The sequence below is a fragment of the Pseudoalteromonas sp. BMB genome, assembly GCF_001709235.1.
In the GTDB taxonomy this organism is placed as follows: Bacteria; Pseudomonadota; Gammaproteobacteria; order Enterobacterales; family Alteromonadaceae; genus Pseudoalteromonas; species Pseudoalteromonas maricaloris.
The window spans coordinates 34,206-54,192 of the sequence record NZ_MBQA01000183.1 but is presented as its reverse complement, the minus strand read 5'-3'; the positions used below and the strand labels follow the sequence as shown (position 1 = coordinate 54,192).

General features: G+C 44.5%; 16 protein-coding genes. 11 read left to right on the top strand and 5 right to left on the bottom strand.

Annotated elements, in window-relative coordinates; genetic code table 11:
* The first annotated feature begins 2 nt into the window (after nt 1-2).
* From BB427_RS16690 to BB427_RS16680, 3 genes are all read left to right on the top strand, one after another.
* Complete coding sequence (locus BB427_RS16690; protein ID WP_069022042.1) at nt 3-2,543, top strand: glycoside hydrolase family 3 protein; 2,541 nt, start codon at nt 3-5, stop codon at nt 2,541-2,543.
* A 240-nt stretch (nt 2,544-2,783) separates the two neighbouring features.
* Nucleotides 2,784-3,188 carry a DUF1801 domain-containing protein gene (locus BB427_RS16685; protein WP_069022041.1) on the top strand — a complete coding sequence of 135 codons (405 nt, stop codon included), beginning with the start codon at nt 2,784-2,786 and terminating at the stop codon, nt 3,186-3,188.
* Between the two features lie 270 nt (nt 3,189-3,458).
* Nucleotides 3,459-3,998, top strand: a complete 540-nt coding sequence (locus tag BB427_RS16680; RefSeq protein ID WP_069022040.1) for a YqcI/YcgG family protein — start codon at nt 3,459-3,461, stop codon at nt 3,996-3,998.
* A 271-nt stretch (nt 3,999-4,269) separates the two neighbouring features.
* Here the strand turns inward: BB427_RS16680 and BB427_RS16675 are convergent, their stop codons facing one another.
* From BB427_RS16675 to BB427_RS16665, 3 genes are all read right to left on the bottom strand, one after another.
* A complete protein-coding gene (locus tag BB427_RS16675; RefSeq protein WP_254663658.1) occupies nt 4,270-4,848 on the bottom strand; it encodes a LysE family translocator in 579 nt (192 codons plus the stop codon).
* Nucleotides 4,849-5,335: 487 nt separating this feature from the next.
* Nucleotides 5,336-8,287: a TonB-dependent receptor gene (locus BB427_RS16670; RefSeq protein ID WP_069022037.1), complete on the bottom strand. Its 2,952-nt coding sequence runs from the start codon at nt 8,285-8,287 to the stop codon at nt 5,336-5,338.
* A 70-nt stretch (nt 8,288-8,357) separates the two neighbouring features.
* Nucleotides 8,358-11,012, bottom strand: coding sequence for a glycoside hydrolase family 16 protein (locus BB427_RS16665; protein WP_069022033.1), 2,655 nt, complete (start codon nt 11,010-11,012; stop codon nt 8,358-8,360).
* A gap of 700 nt (nt 11,013-11,712) precedes the next feature.
* Between BB427_RS16665 and BB427_RS16660 the strand changes: the two genes are divergently transcribed.
* The 4 genes from BB427_RS16660 to BB427_RS16645 all read left to right on the top strand — a co-directional run bounded on the left by BB427_RS16660 (nt 11,713) and on the right by BB427_RS16645 (nt 14,066).
* Entirely contained in the window at nt 11,713-12,186 is a 474-nt protein-coding gene (locus BB427_RS16660; RefSeq protein ID WP_069022031.1) for a nuclear transport factor 2 family protein, read from the top strand.
* 98 nt (nt 12,187-12,284) lie between these two features.
* Complete coding sequence (locus BB427_RS16655; RefSeq protein WP_069022029.1) at nt 12,285-13,085, top strand: AraC family transcriptional regulator; 801 nt, start codon at nt 12,285-12,287, stop codon at nt 13,083-13,085.
* A 1-nt stretch (nt 13,086) separates the two neighbouring features.
* Complete coding sequence (locus BB427_RS16650) at nt 13,087-13,770, top strand: AzlC family ABC transporter permease (protein ID WP_069022026.1); 684 nt, start codon at nt 13,087-13,089, stop codon at nt 13,768-13,770.
* Entirely contained in the window at nt 13,767-14,066 is a 300-nt protein-coding gene (locus tag BB427_RS16645) for an AzlD domain-containing protein (RefSeq protein WP_039491726.1), read from the top strand. The genes BB427_RS16650 and BB427_RS16645 overlap by 4 nt, the downstream gene beginning before the upstream one ends.
* Here the strand turns inward: BB427_RS16645 and BB427_RS16640 are convergent.
* Nucleotides 14,040-14,489: a DUF4920 domain-containing protein gene (locus tag BB427_RS16640; RefSeq protein ID WP_069022023.1), complete on the bottom strand. Its 450-nt coding sequence runs from the start codon at nt 14,487-14,489 to the stop codon at nt 14,040-14,042. The two genes, BB427_RS16645 and BB427_RS16640, sit on opposite strands and share 27 nt — an antisense overlap.
* A 136-nt stretch (nt 14,490-14,625) precedes the next feature.
* The gene (locus BB427_RS16635) at nt 14,626-15,300 is read right to left on the bottom strand and encodes a TorF family putative porin (RefSeq protein WP_069022021.1); all 675 of its coding nucleotides are present in this window, start codon (nt 15,298-15,300) and stop codon (nt 14,626-14,628) included.
* Between the two features lie 283 nt (nt 15,301-15,583).
* Between BB427_RS16635 and aroQ the strand changes: the two genes are divergently transcribed.
* From aroQ to BB427_RS16615, 4 genes are all read left to right on the top strand, one after another.
* Nucleotides 15,584-16,789, top strand: coding sequence for a gamma subclass chorismate mutase AroQ (aroQ, locus tag BB427_RS16630; protein WP_254663657.1), 1,206 nt, complete (start codon nt 15,584-15,586; stop codon nt 16,787-16,789).
* Nucleotides 16,790-17,094: 305 nt separating this feature from the next.
* Nucleotides 17,095-17,550 (top strand): azurin, encoded by a 456-nt coding sequence (azu, locus tag BB427_RS16625; RefSeq protein ID WP_069022015.1) that lies wholly within the window; start codon nt 17,095-17,097, stop codon nt 17,548-17,550.
* Between the two features lie 528 nt (nt 17,551-18,078).
* A complete protein-coding gene (locus BB427_RS16620) occupies nt 18,079-18,333 on the top strand; it encodes a hypothetical protein (RefSeq protein WP_039491737.1) in 255 nt (84 codons plus the stop codon).
* A 3-nt stretch (nt 18,334-18,336) separates the two neighbouring features.
* The gene (locus BB427_RS16615; RefSeq protein ID WP_069022012.1) at nt 18,337-19,932 is read left to right on the top strand and encodes a PepSY-associated TM helix domain-containing protein; all 1,596 of its coding nucleotides are present in this window, start codon (nt 18,337-18,339) and stop codon (nt 19,930-19,932) included.
* Nucleotides 19,933-19,987 lie beyond the last annotated feature (55 nt).

Genomic DNA, 19,987 nt, shown 5'->3' with positions numbered 1-19,987 from the left:
ACATGAAAACGAAAATAACCATGCTAAGTCTTGCAATGGCTATCGCAACCTTAACAGGATGTAGCGAAAGCCCAAATAAAACCAGTGTTGATGCAGCTCGCCAAGTAGAAAACTGGCCAGCGCTGACTCCTGCGATTCAAACCGATAGCAATCTAGAAGAAAGAATTCGGTCGATACTCGCTAAGATGACCCTGGAGCAAAAAGTTGCGCAGATGATCCAACCTGAGATTCGAAATATTACCGTCGCAGAAATGCGAGAGTACGGATTCGGCTCATATCTCAATGGCGGTGGCGCATTTCCTTACAACAACAAACATGCAACGCCTGCAGATTGGGTTAAACTTGCCGAAGCGCTCTATCAGGCATCGATTGACGATAGCCTAGATGGCAGCACTATTCCAACCATGTGGGGAACGGATGCGGTTCATGGCCACAATAACGTCATTGGCGCTACGCTATTTCCACATAACATTGGCCTTGGCGCAGCAAATAACCCAGATCTTATTGAGAAAATCGCCCACATTACCGCAAAAGAAGTGTTAGCCACCGGAATTGATTGGATCTTTGCCCCGACGGTCGCGGTGGTGCGTGATGATCGCTGGGGACGCACCTATGAAGGATACTCGGAACATCCCGACATCGTAAAAGCGTATTCCAGCGCTATTGTTAAAGGCTTACAGGGCGACCCTAAAGCGGACTTTCTTGGTAAGAACCGCGTGATCAGCACGGTAAAGCATTTTGTCGGCGATGGTGGCACGGTTGCTGGCGACGACCAAGGCGACAACATCGCCTCTGAAAAAGCATTAATTGCACTTCACGCTCAAGGCTACGTAGGCGGACTTGAAGCCGGAGCACAATCGGTGATGGCGTCGTTTAACAGTTGGCATGGCGAAAAAGTGCATGGCAGCCATTATTTGCTTACCCAAGTGCTCAAAGAGCGAATGAATTTTGATGGTTTTGTGGTGAGCGATTGGAATGGTCACGGCCAAATAAAAGGCTGTACGAACGACAGCTGCGCAGAGGCCATTAATGCCGGCATTGATATTGTCATGGCCCCGAACGACTGGAAAGCCTTGTACAACAATACGCTAGCGCAAGCAAAAAGCGGCGCTATCGCGCAGTCTCGCATTGATGATGCAGTAAGTCGTATTTTAAGAGTTAAACTCCGTGCGGGACTTTTTGAAAAACCAAGTCCTGCAAATCGTCCATTGGCTGGCAACTCAGAAATCATTGGCGCAGAGTCGCACCGTAAAGTTGCGCGCCAAGCCGTACGTGAGTCACTGGTTTTACTCAAAAACAAAGATCAGCTATTACCACTTAAACCAAACCAACATATTTTGTTAGCAGGCGATGGTGCCGACAATATCGGCAAACAATCCGGCGGTTGGAGTATTACTTGGCAAGGTACCAACAACACCAATGCCGACTTCCCGGGCGGTACTTCTATTTATGATGGTATAAAGCAGCAAGCAGAAGCGGCTGGTGGCACCGTCACATTAAGTACTAGCGGTGATTTCGAAGATAAGCCTGACGTTGCTATTGTGGTATTTGGCGAAGATCCCTATGCAGAGGGCCACGGTGATAGAGCAACACTTGAATACAAGCCGTCTGATAAATCTGATCTCGCATTACTCAAACGTTTTAAACAAGCAGGAATTCCTACAGTGGCAGTGTTTATCAGTGGTCGCCCAATGTGGGTAAACCCTGAACTCAACGCATCAGATGCATTTGTGGCGGCATGGTTACCGGGATCTGAAGGAATTGGGATCAGCGATGTATTACTGGCCGACAAAAACGGCCAAGTTCAGTATGATTTTACTGGCAAGCTTAGCTACTCTTGGCCAAAAACGCCGACACAAATCGTAAATTACCAAGATGAAAATTACGACCCGCTTTTACCTTATGGTTTTGGCTTACGTTATTCAGACCAAAATGTACTAGCAGATAATTTACCAGAGCAAATACAAACTCTGGCAAATCTCGCCAGCGGTGTAGACTTACTGGTAAGGTCAATCAATAAACCTTGGCAAGGCCATTTATACAGCAGTGCCGAAAATCAACTGATAAATGCCAACACCCATACGCTCGGTGGTATTAGCTACCGCACAACGGACAGAGAAGTACAAGAAGATGCCATTCAGCTACTTTTTGACGGTAGTCGACGCAGCGGCTTTAGACTCGCTAGTGAAAGCTACTTTAGGGAAGACATAAGCCCAAGCATTCCGACCGACAGCGCCCTTAGATTTAAAGTTCAAGTTGATGCTGCGCCAGATAAACCGGTTTGGGTAGCGATGAGCTGTGAAGGCGAAGCGGATGCAAACGGCTCATGCACCGCAAAAGTCGATATTGCTAAGCAACTTCAAGCTATGCCTTTAGCCAATTGGCAATCACTAAGCATTGACCTCAATTGCTTTACAACCCAAGGCATGGACTTCACTAAAACCGTTGTCCCTTTCGAGCTTTCAACCGCCGGGATACTAGAGGTAACGCTATCTGAGATACAGATCTCTTCAGAAGCATCACCAACACTAAGCTGCAATTAGTCCCCTTAACACGATGTGGGCACGAGGCTGTGTTCACATCGTTTTTTAGTGTCTAATGAACCAACTTTAATGTGGACTAGAATTCAAGAAATCTAAGATAAGCCAATTGTCTGATGCGCTCGTTTATTCTTTTTACAGGGCACAAGCAAGCGATTTAAAAAGTCACACCAAGAGCACACTTGCCCTCACCTGCTCAATTTAATACTCTACTTTATGACCTAACACCAAGGAAGAGCCAGAGTGTCAAACATAGCCGAACAAGTGATTAGTACCTATCCACCTGCTGCACAAGCAAAAATCAGGGCACTGCGTAGCCTCGTTATACAGGTGGCCTGTGAGCAAAACTTTGGCGCAGTGATTGAGGCAATAAAGTGGGGAGAGTTAAGCTTCTGTGTTAAATCGGGTAGCCCTTTCCGTATGGCTTGGAAAGCCAAAACGCCTACTAACTATCACCTTTATTTTCACTGCCAAACGAAGCTAGTTGATACATTTAGAGTACTATTTTCCGACGAGTTACAATTTGAAGGAAACCGAGCGATTGTCCTTAAACTAGAAGAAGACATGCCAACAGCACAACTTTACCGTTGTATTGCCATTGCAATGGGCTATAAAAACCTCAAAAACTTACCTTTACTCGGGCAGTAACAACCAATCTAGGTAAACCTTGTCCGAAGCGAAAAACACACCGTTACCAATTTTTACAACCGTGTACTTCTTACCTGAATAAAACGTGAAAAAATTACCCCTTTAAAACACACAAAACAAAACCCAATAAAATTCAATGAGTTAAATTTATTAATTTGTGGTTCAAGCCTTGCTTACTTAATGATAGATAATCAATGTAGATGTATTTCGCCATTCAGCATTGGAAACCACCAAAGCCAACTAGCGCAAATAACACAAGGAGCATAAAACATGACACCACAACCCGAGCTGCAAGAAAGTTTTATTGATTTCGTGAACAAGCAGCAATTTCCATGCATTTGTGGTGGTAATAGAGCCGAATTAGCGTTTAACCATGTTGAGGTTTTAGGTTTTGGCGATCTCACCTCAAGACACAACAACTTCAGTTTAATAACGAGTCTCTATTCTTTTGTCGAAAAGGTAGAGTTTGACAGCATGAAAAGTGCCGCGTTTGTGGCGGTTTTTGAGCAGAGCCAACACTTAGATGACAGCGACTTTAATAAGTCTGTTTGGCGTAAACTGCAGGAATTGCAAAACCTAGTCTCGCAGAGCACGCCTAGAGGGCCGCATTCTCAATCGTCAGATTGCAGCAATAATTTTCATTTTAATTTGGATGGCGAGCCACTTTATATCACTTGTTTAAGCCCTACAAGCGCATCGAGAAACAGAAAGTTTAAGTACCCAGCGATTGTTTTTAACTTAATGCCTCAGTTTGAGGTCCCACAGAGTTTCCGTGTCGTCGAATCACACGTAGAAACCCACAGAATTTAATGCACATTGTACCAACGGAGAGGAACTGATATGAGCAACATCATGGTAATCGATTTTATTATTTACGTCGTCATTGGCATATTAACAACTTTGGGTTGTTTTGGCTTAATGAGTGCTTCAAGCGCTTATTCAAATCTAAGTAGCCCAACCAGTCGCACTAAGGCGAGTAAGCCTGCTGCTGTGCGGAGCTAAGCGATGCCGAATTTAAGCTTTGCTCCCTTTAACTACTCGCGGGAAAAGGGAGTATGCTTACATCTTTAAGCCACTCAAACTACTTACCGGCGGCAACTAAACCGGCGCCAAACCCAAAAAACACGCCACCGCTCACTTTGTTCATCATCGTCATGCTCTTCGGTGACGACAATTTAGTCTTAGCAAGGCCAGAAAACACCGCATAAGAAATATGCACTATAAACACCAGCAGGCTAAAGGTAAAAACCAGCAACACAAATTGCGGCAAAAAGGCATTTTCCACATTGATAAATTGCGGAAAGATAGACATAAAGAAAATAACAGCCTTAGGGTTAGTGATCGAAACAAAAAAGCCTTCTAAAAAACACTTTTTCATCGAACTGGCAGCAATAGACTTGCCTATTTTACTTTCACCTTTAGTTCGCCACATTTTGTAGCCTAAATAGAAGAGATATGCAGCGCCAATAAATTTAACGACCGTAAATGCCAACACCGAACTGGCTAAGATCACACCTAAACTTGATGCCGATACCGCGGCGACAATCAAAATCCCGAGCGCGACACCACAAATACCAGCTAAAGACTTGGCAAAGCCTCTTTGAATTGAGTTATTGATAGTCAGCATCACTGCAGGCCCTGGTAATAGAATTGTCGCCAAAGCGACACCTACAAACAGCAAATAATTGTCCACAACATCAACCCCGCAAACATGTCCGATTCACACTCACTGCATCATCACACTAAATCATGAATTTACAAAGTAATATGCGATAGGTGGAAGCGGCGTACTGAGTTTATCAAAAAAACCCTTTTTCGAAGTAAGCCTTATCTTTACCCTATGCAATATGCGCTTGAATGAGCGCGACATAAAGTCGCCCCTACTGAATTAGAGCCAAAAAAATGCAGACTCATCGGTCTGCATTTTTATACCAGTTGTATTAAGTAAATGATCTATCTTGAAGCGGGGAAATAGCTTTAGTAGCAAGGCAAAAATTTTGCTATTTAGTTGTTCTAAATGAGAAATTTTTAACGAAGCTAATATGCTATTTCACCCTTCAAATTGATTAGAGAATTAATTCAATTGGTATTATGCCAATTTGCTTAATTAAGTGAAATTGGTATTTAGTGAACGGATACGCAAAGGATCACTCAAAAGTATACCTCATACCAACCGAGTATCTCGGGCCGTATTGACGAGCAAATAAGAATTGCTCTTCATAACGACCATATCCTTGCTCGGTTTCATTGTTTAAGTTAATACCTTCAAAGAACACCGTAAACTGCTCATCAATATCGTAATTCACACTAACGTCCCATTGACCGTAAGACTTGGCATATTGCGGTGGTGCATCTGCCGAGCCTTGCGCTTGGCCTACCCCGATAAGATAAGCGTCACGCCATGCGTAGGTTAACTTCACCGATAACCCGTCTTTTTCGTAAAATGCTTGGAAGTTAGCCGAGTCACTTAACCCCGTCAGCGGTGCTTGCTGCACTAGGCTTTCACTATCAAACTCAACATCGCCATCAACAAAAGTTGCGTTTACACCAAGGCCAAATCCCGTTTCACCAAATAAGTGCTGTACCGCTACTTCAAAACCATCAACCGATTTGCTATCGGTATTTTGTGGCTGGCTGATGTTCCATACCATCAAAGGATCGTCACTGCTTGGTTCAATTTTTCCATCGGCATTACCGTGACCATTGGCGAGCATTTGCGCAAAAATGGCATCACTGGTTGCCTGCTCTCCACGGGCTTCAATATCTGCAATCGCTTGTTTATACCTTGGACCATTGTAAATATCGTAAAGACCTTCAATGGTGGTTTGCGTGATTGTGGTTTGAATAAAGTTATCGACCTCCTTTTTGAAGTAGCCAAGTGACGCGTAACTTCCTTCGTTGTAATAATATTCAAGTGAAAAATCTAGGTTTGTCGACTCAAACGGTAATAGATTTGTATTGCCTCGAGAGCCAGTTCTTGCTCCCGGTTTTGGACTGCCTGACAAACTTCTGCCACCCGCAAGATTGCTAAGCGGCGCACGCGACATTGTTTTGCCCCAAGACGCTCGCGCAATTAAATCTTCGGTGATATCAAAACGCACATCGATCATCGGCAATAGAATGTCGTAATCCCCTTCCTGCTTTAAGAAATTGTCATCACCGCCCGCAGCGTATTGCATAATCCATTCAGATGGACTGTCCCAATTCACTTGCGTTTCCACACGCTGACGCACCACACTTGTCACATCCGTTTGTTCATAGCGCAGACCTGCGTTGATCTGCACAAAGTAGTCAGAAAATTCAAACTCCCATTTGGATTGCAAGTAGATGCTGTCAGTGGTTTCATCAACTCTACTTTGGCTGTCTATGCCATCAAAATAGGCATCCGCCGAGTAGTAGTCAGCACCGATCACATCTTCTGTAAGATACGCAAGCTGCCTTGCAATAGCTTCATCAAAGTCATAGGTATAGTAATACCCCGGCAGTAAATCACTGCCACCACCAGCGAATTGATCTAGCAAATCGCCAGTTTCATGGCGCGTAAACATGCTATCTGGGAAAACTTCTTTAAACGAAGGATTAAAACCCGGTCCTCCTCGTAGACCACTCCACGCTTCATACCCCCCAGTTGACTGTTCAGTACGAGCAGCACCAAACTGCACACTCACTAGGCCAATATCAAAACTGTCGTTAAACCAAGTGGTATCAAGTTGTAACTGCTCGACTGTCGCCTCTCCGGGAGAATGAATAAATTGGCTAAAGTTAGAATCAATTTCACTTGCCATGAGTTCATTCGTGCCATTTTTCCAAAGCACATTCGCATGTGGCACTTCGCCCTGCCGATAATCATAAATCTTGGTGAGCAACTGATCTGACCCTAAGATGATTTGACCATCACTACCCAAACCTTTATCTGCGCCATTATCGGTTTCGTTTTTCGAGTCGTGATAATCAAGCTCTACATGCCAATTATCGTTAATTTGCCAGTCCAGATTTAATCCAAGTGAACGCGCCTCGACTTCCGTCGTATTTCTATTTGCAGTGAACGACGCATCATTACCGCCAATATCGGCATAAACAGCGGTGCCATTGGCATCTAACTCATAGGCATTTATATTACCGCCAAACTCATTCCAAATACCCCAACCCACCGTATTAGAGCCAGTTACGGCAAGGCTTGCCGTGTAGTCTAAGGTGGCAACAAAACCGTTAGTCGGTGCATATTGAAAGGTAACTTGACCGTTCGTTCTTTCTCGCTCTAGATCTTCAATGCCGTAGTTCATGTCTTTTGGAAAAAAGTAATTTCCGACTTTATTACCCTCGGCATCTTCAGCACGGCCATCAATGATTTTAGACGGGTCTAAATCAGGTAGATCAACATTGGCCTGCCAGCCTTGAATATTGGCTTGCTGCTTTTGAAAATCACGTTGCTGATGGGAGAAGGAAAATCCAAAACCAAAGGTTTCATCGGCAAAGGTATTACTATAAACCGCGGAAACCTCAGGTGTAACATCATCTCCCGCTTCGTTAGAGGTATCAACAATCGCCTTTGCTGTTGCGCTAAAGTGCTGCCCTGGGCGTTGTAGTGGCTTAGCCGTGACAATGTTGACCAAAGCCCCTAAACCGCCACTTGGTACATCAGCACGTCCGGTTTTGTATACCTCAAGCGCACTCACACCTTCTGCGGCTAGGTTTTCCAAGTTATACGAGCGAGTATTACCTGTGCCCGGCATTTGACGACCATTTAATGTCACCAAGTTAAAATCAGGCCCAAAACCACGTACGGTAATTTGGCTGCCTTCACCGTTGGCACGGCTGACCGAAACACCAGTGATCCGTTGTAAAGATTCGGCTAAGTTGGTATCTGGAAATTTCCCCATTTCCTCTGCCGAAATGGCATCCATAACCCCCGATGCGGAGCGCTTTAAATCCATTGAACGGATCAAACTTCCGCGGATCCCTTTCACTTCAATCACTTCGACTTTTTCTGCTGTTTGTTGCTCTTCTGCTTGAGCTATGCTGACCATTCCCGCATTCATCGCTATTGCTAGCGACAACTGAGCGGCAAGCTTACTTTTATTGAATTGTTTGTTATTCATGACTGCCCTGCGATTCTATTCTTGCTGCTGGATCACCGAGTTCAAAGCACTATTGGCGATCCACACTGGCTTATTGACTGACGATTTCAACATTGTCTATGCGGTAAACGGCGCCTTCGCCCATTCCCCAACTGGGGAATACCATCAAGACATCAATGGCACTAATATCGAGTCCTGCATCGTACAAAGCTTGAAGTGGAAACGTATACGTTTGCCATTTGCCAACTTCTGGAGCTTGACCTTCAGCGCTTTGATTCAGAGCAAGCTCTACCGCTGCACTGGCATCATTTGACTCAATTTTAAACAGCCATTGAGCGTCGATATTTGCAGGTGCTGAAGTCACTTTCATATCAAACTTAACTACGCCAGTTTCTAGTAAATGGGAAGCATCATAATAGACATCGTCATCCGCTAAGAACCCCATCACAGTTGGGGTTGCACCAATAACAAATTGCGCAACTTGACCATGAGCTGCATCTTCGTCCACTTCGATTGTGGGTGTAGAGCCACCACAGCAATCCCAAATTGACCACTGCTCAGCAGCTTGATCTTTGAATAAGCTTAGACCACCACTCGCCTTGTCACCGTCAGGATGAAAGATTTTTGCGTTATCAACACGATAAACCGCACCGCTACCTGAGCCCCAAGCTGGGAAAATCATCACCACATCAATTGCACTTGGATCAAGTCCTGCCTGAGCCAAAGCTTCAATTGAGAAAGTATAGGTTTGCCATTCACCGGCCTGTGGCGCTACACCCTCTTGTGATTCAGATAGTGGTAGCTCAACCGCACTCGCGGCATTGTCAGACTCAATTTTAAGTAGCCAAGGGGCATCAGGCGTTGACGGTAGGCTCATGACTTTCATCTCAAACTGTACTACGCCACCTGCTAAAATTGCAGTTGCATCAAACGGCTTTCCAGCTCCGCCCACTTCCGTTCGAGACGAAAACCCCATTACCGTTGGTGTGTCACCAATCGTAAATTCAGCAACAATACCATGCGTCGCATCGTCAGAGACTTCAGTCGGTGTCGAGCCACCACAACAATCCCAAAGCGGCCACTGCGCGTTAATGGCATTTTCAAATAAGGTCAACGAAGGTAAGTTTGTATCCTGTGCAATCTCAACCTTATCAACACGATAGATAGCACCATTTCCGGCACCCCATGCTGGGAAGATCATCACTACATCAATGGCTGACACATCAAGTCCTGCGTCAGCCAACTGCTGTAATGGGAAGGTATAAGTTTGCCACGAGCCTGCGGCTGGTGATTGTCCTTCAACGCTTGCAAAAAGATCGAGTTCAGCAGCGCTAGAAGCACCTTGGCTTTCAACTTTAAATTTCCATGCTGCGCTTGGGTCTGAAGGCATTTGTGTCACTTGCATATCGAACCGAATATAGCCCGCTTCTAGCATACTCGTTGCATCAAATGGCGAGGCTTTACCGCTTGGATCTGTGATAAATTCGGCACGGCTGGTAAAGCCATTTACGGTTGGCGTCTCACCGACCATAAACTCAACAACATTGCCACGGCTTTCGTCTGCAACCAATGCAGGCGTAGAGCCACCACAACAATCCCAAGCTGGCCAGTTAACGTTAAAATTATCATCAAAGATGGTTAGGTTTTTAGCGGTACCCGAAGAAGGTGGCGACGGAATAGGTGCTTCGCCTTCGACTAACGCATCCTCAAGGTCGTCGTAGCCTGGGCGCACCGTTTCACATCCTTTGCCCGTTTCAGGATTAGAGCCGCATTCATACACCCTGACATAGTCAACCACAAACGATTGTCCGTTCACAAAGGCGTCCGAGTCGATACCTTTATTATTAACGTTTTCTGGCCAATCACCGCCAACGGCAAGGTTTAAGATAAGATGAAACTGTTGATCAAAAGGCGCACTATCCCAATGAGTAACCAGCTCGCCAGAGCCTTGCTCGTAGTATTCAGCAAACCATCCACGGTGTTTTAAACCAACCGCTTCTTGCTTTGAGTTGTAACGAACCTCCGATTGACGTTGCGTGGCATAGAGATAACCATCAACGTACCAACGGATCTCACCCTCTTGCCACTCCACAGCATAGGTATGGAAGTCATCGGCTGGATTTACGCCATCAGGTATGGCGTATGCTTTACCGGTGTGAACATTATTAGGCCAATCACGGCCGTAATGCAGCGTGCCATGCACGTTAGATTCAACCGAGCCGTCTTCATTAGCGACCTTGAGGTTTACCGCTTCCATGATGTCTATTTCACCAGACTTGGGCCAGCCACCGTAAACCTCATCCGTAGGCAACATCCAAAACGCGGGCCAACTGCCTTGCCCGCTTGGTAGCTTGGCCCGCATTTCGAATCTGCCATACTTAAAATCAGCTTTATATTTGGTGTTCAATCTTGCCGAGATATACGGCAGTTGTGCGCCTGCTTGCGCTGGGGTAGCGACAATATTCAGCATGCCATCGGCAATAAACGCGTTCTGTTCACTGTCGGTGTAACACTGTTTTTCATTGTTGCCACCGCCGTCGCAATTTACCTCGTGCGTCCACTTAGATGTGTCTATCGCATCGCTATCAAATTCATCGCTCCACACTAGCGTCCAGTCTGAAACCGGCGCTGTGGTATCAACGGATTTATAATTAGTTTCTGTCTCGGCGCTTCCGCCACATCCCGCTATGATAGCCACAGAGATTGCGGTACATAGCCTTGTTAATTTTCTTGCTGCAATTTTCATCAGTTACCCCGATGCAAAACGTCGTTGTCAAATGGTTGAATACTAAGAACTTTATTATTTAACCTGAGGCTTAGATAAGCCGTCGATTAACTCATCGTTTCTCAGAGCAGGTTATTTAGCTATACGCTGGAAGACTACTCAGCGCGTTCCTAGCAACAAATGTAAGCGCTTACAAATGGAGTTAAAAAAACACACGCAAAATGTAAGCGCTTTCACAAAAGTAAACTAAGTTAATTTATTCGTCAATATTAAATTGTCATAAGGTGAAAATCTGCATGCCATAAATACAGACTTAACAGATCAGTAGCATCTAATAAAACCGCAGCAGAAAAAGCTGTAAAGGGGCTTTACATGTTTACGCAATCGCTACGTCCAGATAAATCATACGCTTTCGCTTGGTTGACAATACAGTTAAACTCACTGAGATTATTGAACCTGAGCTTCGGATAATTAATGCCTTTCTAGCAGTCGGTTTTAGCGCTAACTGCGTTGAATTCACTTCCAATAGCCAGCTATTGGTGCGTAAATTCGTCTTGCCTACAAGGATGTAGGCACTAGGGCGGTAGCAGGACGCGAGAGCGGGGTTACCCCCAAAACTCTCTTGCTAGACAAGGGAATAATTTTACGTGAGTTAAAAACAATGAATCAGTTCACTCCTTATCCAAACCTCAGGTTGAGAGCAAAAAATTAGGGACACGTTATGAAATCATATTTCCTTTTAATTGCAGCGGCAGGTGTTATGAGTGGTTGCATGACCACCAACCCAAGCAGTGAGCAGCGCCTCTGTGAGACGACATTACACAATTACATAAAATATCGAGATTCGGATTCGGCACAAGCATACCAAAGTGTTTTTACACAGGATGCAACATTTAGTATCCCAGCACTCAATATCAATATTACTGGTGCTGAAGAAATAACAATAAGGCAGCAACAAGCCATAAAAACAACAAAGAGTATGCACATGATAACCAGTGCCGATATTCAACCTATCGAGGCAAATAAGTTTATTGCTAACAGCTACTTTGTTCTTTATCAGCAGCCAAAATCTCAATCAGATGCCCCAATCACCGTATTTAACGGAGTGTATGAAGACGAGCTTAAAGTAATCGATGGCCGATGCTTAATCAATCACCGCCTTGTTAACGTGATCAAAAAAGAGACTTGGCATTAGGCGTTATTAACCCGGTTATTGTTTATGACATTGTGCAATTTTGTACAAGACTTTTTGAGTGAAGACAGATACGCTTTTCATCAATGGGGGAGAGAATTATGCAGCACTCAAAGTTTAGTTTTCACCGTGAACTCGGTGGCCTAGAAGTACTACACAACATTGATAAGCAGGAAGACTTTGGTAGACATAGCCACAGCGGCTATACGCTTGCCTTAGTGGATAGTGGTGCGCAGCGATTCTACCGCAGTGGCGGTGAACACTTAGCTAGTCAGCATAGTGTCATTTTGATTAATGCAGAGCAGGTGCACGACTGCAGAAAGGCGTCCAAAGATAAGTCTTCATACCGTTCACTCTACCCAACGCCTGAACTATTTAATCAGTTTCTTGGTGATGACAAGGCAATGGCTCCTTTTTTCCATGATGCAGTGGTACACGACCGAGCGCTTGCGGCACTCATGAACACCACTTTTAACGTCTTAGAATGTGATACCAGCGTACTTGAAAAGCAGTCTCAACTTATTACTCTGCTATCTTATTTAAGCAATAAGCAAGGCAAAGTCACATTCGATACAAAAATCCCTTCGGTTAAGCAACGAATTGCCACAGCACGCCATTTTCTTTTGGATAATTTATTTGAAGATGTGTCACTCGACTCCTTAGCGAGCCTTGTCGGCATGAGTCCCTTTTACTTTATTCGCGTGTTTAAGGCCCACACCGGCCTCACTCCCCATGCCTTTCAAATACAACACCGGCTTAATCATGCCAAGGCATTATTGCGCAGTGGCAAAAGTGTTTCCCATGCAGCATTAAGCGTAGGCTTTTATGACCAAAGCCATTTCAACCGTCACTTTAAAAAGAATATGGGGATCACTCCCAGTCAATATAGCAAGGCTTGTTAATATGAAAGTCGCAGTATGCAAAGGCTTTTGGGATATGTTGCCATTAAATCTCGCCGTGCTTCCTTGGGGAATATTGTGTGGCTCCCTTGCCGTGCAAAATGGCTTTACGCCGCTCGAAGCACAGTTAATGTCGTTATTAGTTTTTGCAGGCTCAGCGCAGTTAGTGGCAATAGAGCTTATTGCCAAAGACACCGCGCTTATCACCTTGCTTGCGACTACCTTTATAATTAGCGCGAGACATTTACTCTATGGCCTTGCGATCCGCAACAAAATGATGGATAAGCCCCTTAAATGGCGTGGCCCCATTGCGTTTTTTCTCACTGACGAATTGTTTGCGTTTTCCCATCACCACCGCGCCTATCAAGGCAAACTTCGGCTCGTGTATGCGCTCATCGCAGGTGGTAGCTTTTATGTTGCATGGAATCTGTGGACGCTCATTGGTATCGTCGCAGGTCAGTTTTTACCTGACTTGACCAACCTTGGCTTAGACTTCGCGATTGCGGCAATATTTATTGCTTTAGTGGTCCCGAGTATTAACGCATTACCCGTGTTATGTGCTTGTTTAACGTCGGCAGGAACTATCTTAGTGTTCAAACTGATCCATTTTGAATTTGGTTTAATCGCCTCAGCACTACTCGGGATGTCGGTGGGATATGTGCTACAAAGTAAAAAGGAGCGTGTATGATCACCACTATTTTAGCCATGGCTTGCGTCACGTTTGCAACTCGGTATTTATTTTTGGCAAAACAACTGCCTTTTACTATCGGTCCTAAACTACAACGATTTTTAAGTTTTAGCGCCCCTTGCGTACTGACCGCCATTTGGGTACCCATTGTATTTATTCAAGATAAGCAACTTGCCATCACGCCAAGCAATCCCTATTTGGTCGCCGCAACGGTTGCGGTAATACTGGCGTTTCGCTTTAAAAACCTCTATGTCACCACGTTTGGGAGCCTAGCTGTGTTTTATCTGCTGTACTAAATGCGAAATGGTTACAGCCGTTGGATTAAATCCCAAACACATAAGTGCCGTTTCATCGTCTGCTTTACTCACGCAAGCCAAAGCGCGCTGGTTTAGCGCTTCGAAGCGCCCCGTCACATGGGCTTCACGGCCAATCGCAGCAAGTGGAAATACCATATCGCCTTGCTCAACTTCGATATTTACGTCTAGGCCATTTGCTACTCGTAGCGTCATCCAGCAACCTAATTTTCTGCAAACATGAGTGACCACCCCTTTTACGGTCACAAGGTTTGTTGTGTAGTCATTAAGATTTGGCAATATGTGCTCTGCCTCGACTAACTTAGACATGTCAGCACCACCGGCAAATTCTAGCGGGCTTGAAAAGCTAAACCGAGAAAATACCGCCAAAGAGAGTGCTGTTAGTTTTATCGTATCCTTCATCATTGCGACTCCATAGCTTTTATCACTATTACCTCATCAATTGCTTACTCCTATAAAAAGTTATGGAGCATCAATCATATAGCTATATAAAAGTACAATTCGCAACTAAAATCAACACAAAAGTTAATAAAAGGTAAATTTAGAAATTAAATGTTTTTGAAATTGACGCCACAAATGTAGAATCTGCATAGGAATCAATATCATTGCTTTCATAACCCAATGAAAAAGACCAAGTGCTAATCGAGTAAGTTCCAGTTAGATGCCAGTGGGTATAGTCATCATCACCCAACTCCCATTCGTATTTATCACTATCAAAGCTCATTGAATGATCAACCCCGAGCGTCAGTGACCACCGTTCTGTGATTGGGATACTATGCGTGAGCATCACTATCCCGTGAGCAGCCCCAGTTCCAAAGTAATCCCATGCATACCAAAAGTCTAAGTTTGTCTGGCCATAATTAAACTTTGCATAGGCTTCTGCATAGTTGTAATCAGCACTCACATCATCACCATGATAGGTATATTGAGTAAGGCCAACATCAAGTTTTAACTTTTCAATTAGCGTAAATTTGTAGCCACCATACAGATCTCCTTCTACATCCGTACCATCGCCAAAATCTACTTGAGACACCCAGCCTCCAGCATACCAACCACTTTTTCCAAACCAATCTAAACTGACTTGAAGCGCTTCGTCTTCCTTAGTTTGACTTACGCCATTAAATAAGTAATCGGAAGCCAATGTTACGGTAGAAGATGTCGCCGCATTGACAAATAGTGGAGTAAACAACAATGGCAGCAGCCAGTATTTTTTCATCTTTGAAATCACCCTTTAATTGCAGTCATTTCAAGCATAGACCGCCGTTTCCACCCTGTCACTGATACAGTTTTATCCGCTTGTTAACGTGCTTGGCATGATTATTTTCCGTTTTATAAGCGTTTGGCTGGCGGTAATAAAAAAGTACTCATTGATGCTAGAAGGCGAGTAAGCAGGTACATAAAGTGCGCTGTGAGTTATCAATAAATCACTCCGCTTGCAGGACAGCACCTAATGGTTCTGTTAGGATCCGCTTTTGCCTGTAAAATCTTTGGAAAAGCCCTTGAAATTGTCATTTATGTTTCGCTTACTGGCGTTACCCGCGCTGCTGTTTACGCTGACAACTCAGGCCGCGTCTGTCTATGTACAAGCCGGACCAGGGAGTTTTAATCATGCCGCACTTGACCTACTCGCCAACCGCCTGTCGCAGGACTATGAGCGTTTTTATTCGGGCACTCCGGAGCATACTTATGCCAATGCCGCACAAGCGCAGAGCTGGGCTTTCAGCGCACTGGCCAACTCCACTATTGAAGGACAACTGGTCCCAGCCATTGTCAATGCGATGCGTAACTACAAGGTAACGGAGCTGAGTGCCGCTGTGCATATGCCCATCGAAATGTGTGTTTTTGGATTGAACAAGACAGCTAAAATTACGCATGCAGCATCCCACCCGGCAGCCCTGAACCAAATTGGTCATTGGCTTAATGCTCATCAGATACAAACCAAGCCTGTACCCAAAGGCACCAACGAAGCGGCTCGCTTACTTGCAAATGGACAATTTGACCAAAACACCGTTGCCGTAGGTAGCTGCGCACTTAAAGTGGTTTACCCTGAGCTGACACTGCGCGAAGTAAGCGTTCAGGATAACGCGGACAACCATACGCTGTTTGGTCTGATGAAAATGGAAAAACGATCTCAGCCGATAAGCGAAGATGAAGCTCGCGCCGCGCTGGCACAGATCGTTGAAAAGGCGAATGCATTGGTCAAAATGCGAACAGACTCTGTAGAGGAGTTATTCTCACATATCAACCAACGCCTTGCTCAGATGCAGCCTGTAGCACTGTTTAAAGCACAACAACACAGGCCAATTGAAGACTTATCCCGTGAGGCCACTGTGCTCTCAAAAGCGCTAGAGCAAGCCCGCCAGCAATGTCTGGATAGTGCAAGCGTTGAGGCGTTTTTCCAAGCACAAATGGATGCTGCAAAGGCGATTCAATACAGATACCGGGCACAATGGCTAGCTGAAGGCGTACCAAACGAAGACGCCAATTTGGATCAGCTAAGAAGCACATTAAATCAGCTTGGTGCAGCCATTCTTGAAACACTGACCCAGCATCTTGCCAAGCACGGTAACCTCACGGATGAACAGGCAGGCTTATTTAACCAAATAATAAACACCGAACAGCTCTTTGCAAACGACAAAGCTAGGCTCTTTTCGGCACTGCAAAAGGTGCGCAGGGTGGATAGCTGCACTATTACTGCGTCATAAACAAATTAGCGACTTGTTGCGATAGCAACAAGTCGAATTAGCTGATGTCTTGCCTGATTAGGACTACACCAACGACATCAGCCATAAGGCAATGGTTTTAAAAGAACCACTGCCTTGTTCTAGCAGCTTGACGGCTTTCCATTGCATTGATGGCCTGAACATCTGGGCCTGTTAAACTTTCATTTTGCTTTTCACTCTTTAATTTCAGTCACTTCACGCAAAGACCCGTTTTATTGATCTGCATCCATTTACATTCACCTTGGCAAAGATAATAATGAGAATGATTTTTAATTAAGGAGTAAAATATGAAAACCTCTCTTTCCATCACATTGCTTAGCGTCGGTACCTTTCTTTTTTCCCATGCCGCATCAGCAAATGAATGTGAGCTCAGCATCGAAGCCAACGACATGATGCAGTTTTCTAAAAAATCACTCAGTGCGCCATCTAGCTGTAAAGAAATTTCAGTCACGTTAAAGCATACGGGTAAACTGCCAGTTACCACCATGGGCCACAACTGGGTGTTGAGCAAAGCTGCAGATGTTCAAGCCATTGCAACCGATGGTATGTCGGCAGGTGCAAATAATCGTTATGTAAAGCCAAACGACAGCCGCGTTTTAGCCGTATCAAAGGTGATTGGTGGTGGCGAGCAAACCACAGTGACCTTTTCTACTGAGCAGTTAAAGCAAGGTGACAACTACAAGTTCTTCTGTTCTTTCCCGGGCCATTTCGCCATTATGCAAGGCACCTTTACACTTAGCTAACCATTTTCAGAGCGGAGTTTATAATGAGCCTTTTCAAAAACCCGCTCTTACAGTTTTCCACTCGAGCTTTATCCCGCGATGAAGAAGCGGTTTTTTCAAGCATTAAACCGCCCCACTCCGGTTAGGCTATCTCTCTCACTGCAATTATTACTTTCCTCCTTGAACAACATACCTATAATCATTACAATCAATTGCAAACAATAATGATTATCACCATCATGAGCTTTTTCTCAATTATACCGTTTTGGTTTACCGCCGTGTTACTCTACTTAGCAAGTCCTAAGCAACGATTTTTGGCCTCTTCGATACATAAACCCACAGCATACAGTATAGCTTTAGTCCTTGTTTTATCTGGGGTTATTATATTGACTCTGCAATACCCAATTATTTCTGCAATATTGGCCAGTCTCGTTTTAATTATGTTTTCTTTGGTGTCGGTGACCCTAATAAGTGGATACTCAGTAAAGCGCCTCTATCTATGCTCAACACTGGTTTTTTTGCTATCTCTATTTTTTGGGGGAATAAGTTATGTGGCCTAAAACGTTAGTTGGATTTTTCTTAGGGCTATTACTGTCTATTTCTTTGGTGCTAAACCTCAATTTACTCCTGCCATTTTCAGAGTCCACAAAACTGATGATAGGCCTGGTGCTTGCATTTCCGATATGGGCGGGGATCTTAGTTTGGAGCTATGCATTTTCAAGCGCTAAAGCCGCGTGCAAACCTTTGTTTGCTATCTTTATCCCCTCTTTGCTACTAAACACAGCATTACTGTTAATAAGATAAACAATGAAAAATCAAACACTAAAATCTTTGACCGAAGCACATGCATGGATAGGGATCATTATTTCAACGGTACTATTCATTGTGTTTATTGCGGGATCTCTGAGCCTATTCAGAGACAACATCACAGGTTGGGAGCGTGCCTCTCTAGCCGCCCAGTCTAACGAACCACTTAGCGCCATTTCCTACGACAAGGCGATTACATCAATTGCGCAGCAATACGATGTCGATACACACCATGGCTTTTTTATGCGCGAGCCTACGCCACATAACCCTTTTATTGAAGTTTACTTTGCAACCCATTTAGACGAGCCGCACCCGATCACGGGCGAAGATCATCAAGATCAGCACCTTCTGCTATCACCACAGACGGGAGAAGTCCTCGCTAATGCCGACAGATTTGAATTTGCGAGTTTTCTCTATGAGTTGCACTATGATTTAGGGCTTGGCCGCGCCGGACTCTATTTTGTTGGGATCATCACCCTATTTTTCTTCGTTGCTGTACTAAGCGGGATCATCATTCACTGGCGCAAAATAGCCAAAAACTTTTTCCAATATCGCGCCGAAGGTAAAAAAGACAAATGGTTAGATGCTCATAATCTAATTGGCACGATGGGCCTACCTTTTCACTTAATGTATGCCTTCACGGGATTAGTATTTAATCTCGTTATCATTTATCAGATTTCATACGCCGTATTACTCTACGGTGGCAATCAAACCGCCCTACTCCAAGCCGCTGGATTTAATGAACCAAATATCGAAGCACTGGAGCAATCACGACCAATGCGCGGCGTCGATCAACTAAGAGAAAAGGCACTAGATACGTTAGGGGATGTGTCGCTCACAACGGTGGAAATCACCCACTTTGGCGACAAAAACGCAGTAGTGAGTTTTACCGCGAAAAGTAACGATGCTTTTTCAAATTACAAAGAAGTACAATACACACTAAACGACCAATCACAAATTTATCTCACTGAAAATAACTACGACAACGCTGTTCGCGCTGGGCTCTCTACCATCGCGAGTCTTCACTTTGGAGATTTTGCTGGGTATGGCATGCGACTGGCATTTTTGAGTCTTGGCCTTGCAACCGCCTATTTAATCGTTACCGGTAATTTGATGTGGATTGACAAGCGTGCCAAGCAGAAAAAGCAAAGTGCTAAAAGTCTATTATTTGTAAAACGATTAACGTCAGGTGGCTTTATCGGTGTGCTATTGGCCATCGCCATTGGTTTCGCAATGACAACTTTTCTATCGACAAGTCACATAGACAAACTAGAGACGGTTAAGTTTTCGATGTTTTCAGCCTTTCTCTTTGCACTCATTAGCAGCCAATTCGCAAAGCACGTATTGTCGTTTAGCAAAGTATTATTAGGTTTAAGTGGCATTTGCTATTGCTTAAGCGCGGTCATGAATGCGGCGTCTTTTGTTAGCCAGTACAATACATTACCCACTCAAACGAGAGTTGACTTTGCTATTGTAACTGCACTTATGTGTTTAATGGCCTTGATTTGTTGGAAAGCAGTGTCACGGATCAACGCGGCAGCACAAACTTCAGTGCCTGTTTCGCAAGATCAGCAGCCACAACAAACCATGAGTTAGCCAAACAGCGTGTAAGGTAATGAAAAAAGCGGGCTAACCCAGCCCGCTTTGTCTT

Coding starts and splice junctions, on each gene's coding strand:
- BB427_RS16670 (WP_069022037.1), bottom strand. CDS start 8,287: ATGAATAACAAACAATTCAATAAAAGTAAGCTTGCCGCTCAGTTGTCG.
- BB427_RS16640 (WP_069022023.1), bottom strand. CDS start 14,489: ATGATGAAGGATACGATAAAACTAACAGCACTCTCTTTGGCGGTATTT.
- BB427_RS16635 (WP_069022021.1), bottom strand. CDS start 15,300: ATGAAAAAATACTGGCTGCTGCCATTGTTGTTTACTCCACTATTTGTC.
- BB427_RS16615 (WP_069022012.1), top strand. CDS start 18,337: ATGAAAAATCAAACACTAAAATCTTTGACCGAAGCACATGCATGGATA.
- BB427_RS16620 (WP_039491737.1), top strand. CDS start 18,079: ATGTGGCCTAAAACGTTAGTTGGATTTTTCTTAGGGCTATTACTGTCT.
- BB427_RS16655 (WP_069022029.1), top strand. CDS start 12,285: ATGCAGCACTCAAAGTTTAGTTTTCACCGTGAACTCGGTGGCCTAGAA.
- BB427_RS16680 (WP_069022040.1), top strand. CDS start 3,459: ATGACACCACAACCCGAGCTGCAAGAAAGTTTTATTGATTTCGTGAAC.
- BB427_RS16660 (WP_069022031.1), top strand. CDS start 11,713: ATGAAATCATATTTCCTTTTAATTGCAGCGGCAGGTGTTATGAGTGGT.
- BB427_RS16650 (WP_069022026.1), top strand. CDS start 13,087: ATGAAAGTCGCAGTATGCAAAGGCTTTTGGGATATGTTGCCATTAAAT.
- BB427_RS16690 (WP_069022042.1), top strand. CDS start 3: ATGAAAACGAAAATAACCATGCTAAGTCTTGCAATGGCTATCGCAACC.
- azu (WP_069022015.1), top strand. CDS start 17,095: ATGAAAACCTCTCTTTCCATCACATTGCTTAGCGTCGGTACCTTTCTT.
- BB427_RS16645 (WP_039491726.1), top strand. CDS start 13,767: ATGATCACCACTATTTTAGCCATGGCTTGCGTCACGTTTGCAACTCGG.
- BB427_RS16665 (WP_069022033.1), bottom strand. CDS start 11,012: ATGAAAATTGCAGCAAGAAAATTAACAAGGCTATGTACCGCAATCTCT.